Origin of the sequence: Ideonella sp. B508-1 (assembly GCF_000333615.1) — a bacterium.
Lineage (GTDB): Bacteria > Pseudomonadota > Gammaproteobacteria > Burkholderiales > Burkholderiaceae_C > Ideonella.
The window spans coordinates 1-9,377 of record NZ_BADL01000594.1 but is presented as its reverse complement, the minus strand read 5'-3'; the positions used below and the strand labels follow the sequence as shown (position 1 = coordinate 9,377).

8 protein-coding genes are annotated in these 9,377 nt (G+C 68.8%); 7 read left to right on the top strand and 1 reads right to left on the bottom strand.

What is annotated here, in order from left to right:
• Nucleotides 1–1,036, bottom strand: a 1,036-nt coding sequence (locus I73_RS23715) for an FAD binding domain-containing protein (RefSeq protein WP_022982898.1), incomplete at its 3' end; no start/stop codon positions are given.
• Between the two features lie 89 nt (nucleotides 1,037–1,125).
• Here I73_RS23715 and I73_RS30270 point away from each other — a divergent pair.
• From I73_RS30270 to I73_RS23680, 7 genes are all read left to right on the top strand, one after another.
• Complete coding sequence (locus I73_RS30270) at nucleotides 1,126–2,142, top strand: LysR family transcriptional regulator (RefSeq protein WP_234409599.1); 1,017 nt, start codon at nucleotides 1,126–1,128, stop codon at nucleotides 2,140–2,142.
• Nucleotides 2,139–3,488: a guanine deaminase gene (gene guaD / locus I73_RS30265; RefSeq protein ID WP_022982896.1), complete on the top strand. Its 1,350-nt coding sequence runs from the start codon at nucleotides 2,139–2,141 to the stop codon at nucleotides 3,486–3,488. The genes I73_RS30270 and guaD overlap by 4 nt, the downstream gene beginning before the upstream one ends.
• A 73-nt stretch (nucleotides 3,489–3,561) precedes the next feature.
• Nucleotides 3,562–4,419 carry a BLLF1 multi-domain protein gene (locus I73_RS23700; protein WP_022982895.1) on the top strand — a complete coding sequence of 286 codons (858 nt, stop codon included), beginning with the start codon at nucleotides 3,562–3,564 and terminating at the stop codon, nucleotides 4,417–4,419.
• Nucleotides 4,420–4,549: 130 nt separating this feature from the next.
• Nucleotides 4,550–6,058, top strand: coding sequence for an ABC transporter ATP-binding protein (locus I73_RS23695; protein WP_022982894.1), 1,509 nt, complete (start codon nucleotides 4,550–4,552; stop codon nucleotides 6,056–6,058).
• A complete protein-coding gene (locus tag I73_RS23690) occupies nucleotides 6,045–7,112 on the top strand; it encodes an ABC transporter permease (RefSeq protein ID WP_022982893.1) in 1,068 nt (355 codons plus the stop codon). The genes I73_RS23695 and I73_RS23690 overlap by 14 nt, the downstream gene beginning before the upstream one ends.
• A complete protein-coding gene (locus I73_RS23685; RefSeq protein WP_022982892.1) occupies nucleotides 7,109–8,029 on the top strand; it encodes an ABC transporter permease in 921 nt (306 codons plus the stop codon). Before I73_RS23690 ends, I73_RS23685 begins: the two co-directional genes overlap by 4 nt.
• Nucleotides 8,030–8,066: 37 nt before the next feature.
• Complete coding sequence (locus I73_RS23680; RefSeq protein WP_022982891.1) at nucleotides 8,067–9,230, top strand: BMP family ABC transporter substrate-binding protein; 1,164 nt, start codon at nucleotides 8,067–8,069, stop codon at nucleotides 9,228–9,230.
• The last annotated feature ends 147 nt before the right edge of the window (nucleotides 9,231–9,377 follow it).

Sequence of the window (9,377 nt, the reverse complement as noted above, 5' to 3'; positions counted from 1 at the left end):
GCAGCAGCTCGGCGCCCAGGGCGTTCAGCACCGGCGGCCCGTCGCCGATGGGCGAGCCATGGCCCAGGTTGCCCACCAGCGTGCCGGCGTGGCGCACCGGCGGGCCGGGGAAGCGGCGGTGCATCTCGTGCAGGGCCGGCAGCGGGGCGACCAGAGCCGCCCAGGCGTCCTCCAGCGTCACCGCCGCGCCGATGCGCAGGGCGGTGGCCGTGGCTTCGATGCGGCGCAGCTCGGCCACATCGCCCAGGAAGATCAGCTCGCCCAGCGGGCGCATCTGCTTGGTCACCCACAGGCCGACGTCGGTGGCGCCGGCCACCAGCCGGGCCTCGGGCTTGTCGGCCCGCAGCCGGGCCAGCGTGGCCAGGTCGCGCGGCGCGTGGACGGTGCCGTCCAGCGAGGGCACCGGCGCGGCCTGCAGGGCCAGCAACTGGTCACGCAGGCCGGCCAGCGGCAGGCGCGGGCCGGTGTGGGCCAGCATCTGCTGGGCGGCATCCAGGATGGGCCGGTAGCCGGTGCAGCGGCACAGGTTGCCCGACAGGGCGTCGGCCAATGCACCTCGACTGGGCGCGCAGGCGGTCGGATCCCGGTCCTGGTGCGCCTGGTGGGCTTCGTGGACCGCGGCCAGGGTCATCACGAAGCCGGGGGTGCAGAAGCCGCACTGCGCGCCGTGGCAGTCCACCAGGGCCTGCTGGGCAGGGTGCAGCGGGCCGGGGGCGGCCGGGCCAACGCTGGTCAGATCCTCCACGGTCAGCAGGGCCTTGCCGTGCAGCGAGGGCAAGAAGCGGATGCAGGCATTGACCGGGCGCAGGGCCAGCCCGGCGCTGACCACGGCCTGGCTGGGCGAGGGCAGGTTCTCCGCCAGCTCGGCCACCAGCACGGTACAGGCGCCGCAGTCGCCTTCGGCGCAGCCTTCCTTGGTGCCGCAGGCCTGGCGGTCCTCGCGCAGCCACTGCAGCACGGTGCGGGTGGGCGTGTCGGCAGGCACCTCCACGGGCTGGCCTCGGAACAGAAAGCGGATGGGCGTGGGTGAGGGCATGGGAATTCGGTGGCAGACAAAAGCCGGGGATGCACGGAAGTTACTCGCTTCCGGTATCGCGAGAATACGGGCTGGCCCATGAGTTGCATATGCCATGCCGTATGCCAGCGGCGCTGTCCTTTGCCAACATCGACCTCCATCTCGTGAAGGTCCTCCACACCGTGATCACCGAACGCAGCGTGTCGCGGGCTGCCCTGCGACTGGGCAGCACGCAGCCCCAGATCAGCGCCCAGCTGAAGCGCCTGCGTGCGCTGACCGGAGACATGCTTTTGGTGCGTGCGGGCACTGGTTTGGTGCCGACCGAGGCTGCTTTGGGGCTGCTGGGGCCGGCAGAACGGCTGCTGCAGGAGGCCGACACCCTGTTTGGCCCGGCCCGTGTGGGGCGCGATTTCGAGCCGGCGCAGGCCGAAGGCCAGGTCAACATCGCGGCCACCGACTACTTGAACCCCTCGTTCCTGCCCGATCTGGTGACCCGGCTGCGGACCCTGGCGCCGGGCCTGAAGGTGGCGCTGCACCCGCTGTCGGCCGATTCGGACTACCGGCGCAAGCTGGCCACCGGCGAGGTGGACCTGGTGGTGGGCAACTGGCTGCAGCCGCCCGAGGAACTGCACCTGGGCCGGCTGATGACCGACGAGGTGGTCTGCCTGGTGGGCGAGGACCATCCCGCCGTGAAGAACCCGCGTCAATGGACGGCCGCGCGCTACCTGGACAGCGACCACATCGCCCCGACGCCGATGCACCCGGGCGCGCGCGGCGTGATCGACGACTTCCTGGCCCTGCAGGGGCTGGAGCGGCGCATCGCGGTGCGCTGCTCCCACTTCAGCCTGGCGCCGATGATGGTGGCGCAGACGCGGCTGGTGCTGACCACCGGCCGCCAGTTCTGCGAGCGTCAGCTGGAACGCTTCCCGGTGCGCATCGTGCGCTGCCCGGTGGCCTTTCCGGCCATGGCCTACTACCAGCTCTGGCACGACCGCACCCATGCGTCCTCGGCCCAGCGCTGGTTGCGCGAGCAGGTGCGCGACACCGCCCGCACCCTGACCGGCAAGATGCCGGCCACGCGGGGGGGCGACATCACCCGGCGCCACCAGGAAGGAGCGCAGGCATGACCCGTCTGGCTTTGCGCGGCGATCTGCTGGACTTCAGCGGCCTGCCGGACCTGGGCGATGTGGACAGCCCGGCCGTGCGCTTCCGTCCCGACCACTGGCTGCTGATCGAGGACGGTCGCATCGTCGCTGTCCAGGCCGAGGCCCCGGGCGAGGACTGGCCGCGCCAGGATCACCGCGGCCGGCTCATCCTGCCGGGTTTCGTCGACACCCATGTGCACTGCCCGCAGCTGGACGTCATCGCCAGCTTCGGGACCACGCTGCTGGACTGGCTGCAGACCTACACCTTCCCGGCCGAGCAGCGTTTCGCCGACCCGGCGGTGGCGCGTGCCGGCGCCGAGCTGTTCCTGGACACGTTGCTGGCCCATGGCACCACCTCGGCCGTGGTGTTCCCCACCGTGCATGCCGTCTCAGCCGATGCGCTGTTCGAGGCGGCCTCGGTGCGCGGCATGCGACTCATCACCGGCAAGGTGCTGATGGACCGCCATGCCCCGCCGGGCCTGCGTGACGACGTGGTGGGCGCCCAGCGCGATTGCGAGGCGCAGATCGCCCGCTGGCATGGCCAGGGCCGCAATGCCTTCGCCGTGACGGTGCGCTTTGCCATCACCAGCACGCCCGAGCAACTGGCCATGGCCGGTGGCCTGCTGCAGCGCCACGCAGGCCTGTACATGCAGACCCATGTGGCCGAGAACCTCGACGAGGTGCGCTGGGTGCAGGAGCTGTTCCCCCAGGCGCGCAGCTACCTGGACGTTTATCACCAGCACGGCCTGCTCAACGAGCGCGCCGTGCTGGCCCATGGCATCTGGCTGGACGACGCCGACCGGGCGCTGCTGCGCGACACCGGGGCCCACATCGCCTTCTGCCCGACGAGCAACCTCTTCCTGGGCAGTGGCCTGTTCAACTGGGCCGAAGCGCAGGCGGTGGGCCATGGCGTGTCCATGGCCTCGGACGTGGGCGGCGGCACCAGCCTGTCGATGCTGCGCACGCTGGCCGAGGCCTACAAGGTGCAGGCCCTGCGGGGCACGCGCATGACCGCCTGGGCCGGCCTGCACGCGGCCACCTTGGGGGCGGCACAGGCCTTGGGCTTGGCGCACGAACTGGGTGCGCTGGAGCCGGGCCGGCTGGCCGATGTGTGCGTCTGGGACTGGGCGGCGGGCCCGGTGGCCAGTCACCGCGACAGCGTGGCCACCGGCCAGGTGGTGCCACTGCCGGCGCAGAGCCTGCATGCCCGCGTGTTCGCCTGGATGACCCTGGCCGATGAGCGCAATTTGTCGGCAGCCTACGTGGCCGGTCAGCCTCGCTGGCAGCGACCCGGCCTGCATACCGGTAGCGGTATAAGCATGGTATGAGTTTTGCACTTCGTTACCCGTGTTGATCCTCAACTTCCCTCCCTTCACCCACAACGACGATAGGACGATTCCCATGCAGTCTCTTTCCCGCATCGCACTGGCCGCCTCCCTGGCCGTGCTGTCGATGGCTTCTCAGGCCGCCGACTGGAGCGACACCTCGATCGGCTACCGCTACGGCAGCAAGTTCGCCGAGCCCTTCGGTGCGAGCAACATCCACAAGAACATCTTCGACCTGAACCACGTCAGCGGCTACGCCTACGGCACGAACTTCTTCAACATCGATCTGCTGATGTCGGACAAGAGCGATCCGGCCGCGCCGGGCTCGAACAACGGCGCCCAGGAAGCCTATGTGGTCTATCGCCACACGCTGGATCTGTCCAAGGTGACCGGTGCCAACCTGTCCTACCCGGGCGTGGTGCGCAACCTGGGCCTGACCGCTGGCTTCGACTGGAACACCAAGGACGACGCCGGCTACAACTCCAAGAAGCGCATGCTGGTGGCCGGTCCCACCGTCATGTTTGACGTGCCCGGCTTCCTGAATGTGAGCCTGCTGCAGCTGTGGGAGAGCAATGCCCCCACCAATCAGTACACCGGTGTCTCCACGCCCCGCTACAGCTACCAAGCGCACCCGATGCTGACGGCCGCCTGGGCCATTCCGGTGCCGGTGGGCCTGCCCCTGTCCTTCGAGGGCTTTGCCAACTTCATCGCAGCCAAGGGCAAGAACGAGTTCGGCGTGCAGACCGCGCCGGAAACCGACATCGACATGCAACTGATGTACGACGTGGGCACGCTGTGGGACACGCCCAAGAAGTTCAAGGTCGGCTTCGAATACCAGTACTGGAAGAACAAGTTCGGCAACTCGTACAAGGGTGCGGCGGGTGATGGCGCCTTCGCCAAGACCCCGATGATCCGCGCGGAATACCACTTCTGATCGCGGCGGCGCCGGGCCTGACCCGGTGCCCCCTGGCGGACGGCGCGGGCTGTCCGCCCCACCACCCTTCGGGCCTGGCGCAGGCGCCGGCGCGAAGGGCACAATGTCCCGGACTTGCTCTTCTTTCGACATGCTCCGACTCGAACTCTCCGGCATTTCCAAGCAGTACCCTGCGGTTCGCGCCAATGACGACATCCACCTGAAGGTGGCGCCAGGTCAGATCCATGCGGTGCTGGGCGAGAACGGTGCGGGCAAGTCCACCCTGATGAAGATCATCTACGGCGCCGTCCAGCCGGACGAAGGCGAGATGATCTGGAACGGCAAGCAGGTGGAGGTGACCAGCCCGGCCCAGGCGCGTGCCTTGGGCATCAGCATGGTCTACCAGCACTTCTCGCTGTTCGACACCCTGACTGCGGCCGAAAACGTCTGGCTGGGCCTGGACAAGAGCCTGCCGCTGGCCGAGGTCACCGAGCGCATCCGTCAGGTGGCCGCCGGCTACGGCCTGGAGGTGGACCCGCTGCGGCCGGTGCATACGCTCAGCGTGGGTGAGCGCCAGCGGGTCGAGATCGTGCGGGCCCTGCTCACCCAGCCGCAGCTGCTCATCCTGGACGAACCGACTTCGGTGCTGACACCGCAGGCCGTGGAGAAGCTCTTCGTCACGCTGCGCAAGCTCAGCGACGAAGGTTGCGCCATCCTCTACATCAGCCACAAGCTCGACGAGATCCGCAACCTCTGCCACCACTGCACCGTGCTGCGCGTCGGCAAGGTCACCGGCGAGGTCGATCCCACGCAGGAAACCAATGCCAGCCTCTCGCGCCTGATGATCGGCGCCGAGCCACCGGCCCTGACCCATCGTCCGTCCAAGGCGGGGGATGTGGTGCTCTCGGTCAAGAACCTGTCGCTGCCGCAGCTCGACCCCTTCGGCGTCTCGCTCAAGCAGATCGGCCTGGACGTGCGGGCCGGCGAGATCGTCGGCGTGGCCGGCGTGTCCGGCAATGGCCAGCAGGAATTGATGGCCGCGCTTTCCGGCGAGGACCGCCGCGCGCCGGCCGGCTCGGTCAGCCTGTTCGGCCGGGACATCGCGGCGGCGTCGCCGGGCGCCCGCCGGGCGCAAGGCCTGCATTTCGTGCCCGAGGAGCGGCTGGGGCGCGGGGCCGTGCCCACGCTGTCGCTGGCCCAGAACACCTTGCTGACCCGCCAGGAGGCGGTGGGCGCGGGCGGCTGGCTGAACTTGGCCGCCACCCGCCAGATGGCGGCCGACCTGATCGCCCGCTTCAACGTGAAGGCCGGCGGGCCGGACGCGGTGGCGCGTTCGCTGTCCGGTGGCAACCTGCAGAAATTCATCGTCGGGCGCGAAATCGACGCCCGGCCCAAGCTGCTCATCATCTCGCAGCCCACCTGGGGCGTGGACGTGGGCGCCGCAGCGCAGATCCGCGGCGAGCTGCTGGCCCTGCGGGATGCCGGTTGCGCCCTGCTGGTGGTCAGCGAGGAACTGGACGAACTCTTTGAAATCAGTGACCGGCTGGTGGTCATCGCCCAGGGGCGGCTCTCGCCCCCGGTGGCCGCCGCGGACGCCTCGCGCGAGATGATCGGCGAATGGATGTCGGGTCTGTGGGAAGGCAGCCATGCTGAAGCTTGAAGCGCGGCCGCAGCCGTCGAAATGGATGTCCCTGGCCTCGCCGGTGCTGGCGCTGGCCATCACCGTGGTGGTGGGGGTGTTTCTCTTCTGGGCCTTGGGCAAGGACCCGGTCAAGGGCCTGCAGGCCTTCTTCGTCGAGCCGCTCAGGAGTGCCTATGCGCTTTCCGAGCTGAGCGTGAAGGCGGTGCCCCTGGTGCTGATCGGTCTGGGCCTGGCGGTCTGCTTCCGCTCCAACGTCTGGAACATCGGCGCCGAGGGCCAGTACGTGCTGGGCGCGTTGGCCGGTGGCTGGGTGGCCATGCAGGCCGGGCCGGACACCTCGCGCTGGATCATCGTGCCCATCCTGCTGGCCGGCGTGCTGGGCGGCATGTTCTGGGCGGCCATCGCGGCCTGGCTGCGCGACAAGTTCAACGCCAGCGAGATCCTGGTCACGCTGATGCTGGTCTATGTGGCGGTGCAGGTGCTGTTCTGGTTGGTCTACGGGCCCTGGAAGGACCCGGACGGCTACAACTTCCCGCAGACGGTGGTCTTTGCCGCCAGCACCAAGATGCCGCGCCTGGTGGATGGCCTGCGCGCCAACATCGGCGTGCTGGTGGCGCTGGTGGCGGTGGCCGCCACCTGGGTGCTGCTGTTCCGCACCCGCCGCGGCTTCGCGCTGCAGGTCGGTGGCCTGGCCCCGGCCGCGGCCCGCTACGCGGGCTTCTCGTCCAGCGCGGCCCTGTGGACGGCGCTGCTGATCTCCGGTGGCATGGCCGGCCTGGCCGGAGCCATGGAGGCGGCCGGGCCGCTGGGCCAGCTCACGCCCTATGTGCCGGTGGGCTACGGCTTCGCGGCCATCATCGTGGCCTACGTCGGTCGTCTGCACCCGGTGGGCATCGTCTTCTCTTCCATCCTGATGAGCATGTTCTACATCGGTGGTGAACTGGCGCAAAGCCGCCTGGGCATGCCCAAGGCGCTGACCGGTGTGTTCCAGGGTCTGTTGCTGTTCGCGCTGCTGGCCTGCGACACCCTCATCAACTACCGCATCCGGCGCGTGTCGGGGGATCGGGCATGAACGAACTGGCATTGCTGCTGGCCGCCACGCTGAACGCCGGCACCGCCCTGGCCCTGGCGGGCCTGGGCCTGTTGATCAACGAGCGCTCGGGCATCATCAACCTCGGGGCCGAGGGCCTGATGCTGGTGGCCGCCATCGCCGGCTTCGCCACCGCGGTGCACACCGGCTCGGACGTCGCGGCCTTTGCCGCCGGTGCCGGCGCGGGCGCCCTGCTGGCGGCCATCTTCGGCGTGCTGGTGATCTGGCTGAACACCAACCAGTACGCCACCGGCCTGGCGCTGAGCATGTTCGGCACCGGCTTCTCGGCCTTCGTGGGCACCGGCTTCACCCAGGACCGGTTGAGCGAGCGGCTGAAGGTGCACATCCCGGTACTCAGCGACATTCCCTTCATCGGCCCCGCGCTGTTCCGTCACCACCCGCTGGTCTACCTGACCATCGCGCTGGCCATCTTCCTGGCCTGGTTCCTCTACCGCTCGCGCGCCGGCCTGATCCTGCGCGCCGTGGGCGAGTCGCCCGAGTCGGCCCATGCGCTGGGCTATCCGGTGCGCCGAATCCGTCTGCTGGCCGTGGTGGTGGGCGGGGCGCTGTGCGGCGTGGCCGGGGCCTATCTGTCGGTCATCTACACCCCGCTGTGGGTGGAGGGCATGGTCTCGGGCCGCGGCTGGATCGCCTTGGCCCTGACCACCTTCGCCACCTGGCGGCCGGCCCGCGTGCTGGTGGGCGCCTACCTGTTCGGTGGTGTCACCATGCTGCAGTTCTACCTGCAGGGCGAGGGCGTGCAAGTGCCCAGCCAGTGGCTGACCATGCTGCCCTACCTGGCCACCATCGTGGTGCTGGTGCTGATCTCGCGCAACCCGACCTGGATCCGGGTCAACATGCCCGCCTCGCTGGGCAAACCTTTCACGCCAGGGCACTGAGGCCCTGATCATTTCGCTGTTCCTCCATGGAGATTTCATGAATCACGACGTGACCTCGAAGCGCCACCTGCTGAAACTGGCCGGCTGGACCACGCTGGCTGCCACCGCCGCCCTGGTGGGCTGTGGCAAGAAGGAAGAGGCCGCGCCCGCGCCGGCCGAGCCGGCCTCTGCCGCCTCGGTGGCCGCCAAGCCCGAACCTCTGAAGATGGCCTTCACCTACATCGGCCCGGTCGGTGACGGTGGCTGGACCTTCGCCCACGACAGCGCCCGCAAGGCGCTGGAAGCCGAGCTGGGCGACAAGGTCCAGACGACCTTCGTCGAGAACGTGCCCGAAGGCGCCGACGCCGAGCGCGTGTTCAACGACCTGGCCGCCCAGGGCAACAAGATCATCTTCGGCACCTCCTTCGGCTACATGGAGCCCATGCTGAAGGTCGCGGCCGACCACAAGGACATCAAGTTCGAGCACGCCACCGGCTACAAGACCGCCGACAACCTGCGCACCTACGATGCCCGCACCTATGAAGGTGCCTACCTGGCGGGCGTGATCGCCGGCTCGATGACCAAGACCAACGTCCTGGGCGTGGTCGGCTCGGTGCCCATCCCCGAGGTGATCCGCAACATCGACAGCTTCACCCTGGGCGCCCAGAGCGTGAACCCGAAGATCAAGACCAAGGTGGTCTGGGTCAACCAGTGGTTCGATCCGCCCAAGGAGACCGAAGCCGCCACCGCCCTGATCAACGGCGGCGCCGACATCCTGATGCAGAACACCGACTCGCCCGCCGTGCTGAAGACCGCGGAAGAGAAGGGCAAGCGCGCCTTCGGCTGGGACAGCGACATGAAGGCCTACGGTCCCAAGGCCCACCTGGCCTCGTCCATCATCAACTGGACGCCGTACTACGTGAAGGCCGCCAAGGACATGCTGGCCGGCACCTGGAAGACCGAGCAGACCTGGTGGGGCGTCAAGGAAGGCATGGTGGACCTGGTCTCCATCGCCGACGACGTGCCGGCCGAGGTCAAGGACAAGGTCGCCAAGGTCAAGGAAGGCCTGAAGGACGGCAGCTTCGTGATCTGGAAGGGCCCGATCGTCGACAACACCGGCAAGGAAGTGCTGGCCAAGGACGTGGTGGGCGACGACGCCTTCCTGGGTGGCGTGAAGTACTACGTCAAGGGCGTGGAAGGCAAGGTGCCGGGCAGCAAGTGAGCCCGCGCTGAGGCCGGTACCCCCGGCCGCCACACCGAAGACCGCCGCGTTCCGGCGGTCTTTTTTTTGGGGCCGCTGCGCTCTCAAGCCACGGTCCGCCGCGCCGGGCGGCGCGGGCCCGGGGCGTCCTCAGCCCATAACCGCGCA

Bases quoted from the DNA above. Each gene is read 5' to 3' on its own strand.
- I73_RS30270 (WP_234409599.1), top strand. From the start codon at position 1,126: ATGCCATGCCGTATGCCAGCGGCGCTGTCCTTTGCCAACATCGACCTC.
- guaD (WP_022982896.1), top strand. From the start codon at position 2,139: ATGACCCGTCTGGCTTTGCGCGGCGATCTGCTGGACTTCAGCGGCCTG.
- I73_RS23700 (WP_022982895.1), top strand. From the start codon at position 3,562: ATGCAGTCTCTTTCCCGCATCGCACTGGCCGCCTCCCTGGCCGTGCTG.
- I73_RS23695 (WP_022982894.1), top strand. From the start codon at position 4,550: ATGCTCCGACTCGAACTCTCCGGCATTTCCAAGCAGTACCCTGCGGTT.
- I73_RS23690 (WP_022982893.1), top strand. From the start codon at position 6,045: ATGCTGAAGCTTGAAGCGCGGCCGCAGCCGTCGAAATGGATGTCCCTG.
- I73_RS23685 (WP_022982892.1), top strand. From the start codon at position 7,109: ATGAACGAACTGGCATTGCTGCTGGCCGCCACGCTGAACGCCGGCACC.
- I73_RS23680 (WP_022982891.1), top strand. From the start codon at position 8,067: ATGAATCACGACGTGACCTCGAAGCGCCACCTGCTGAAACTGGCCGGC.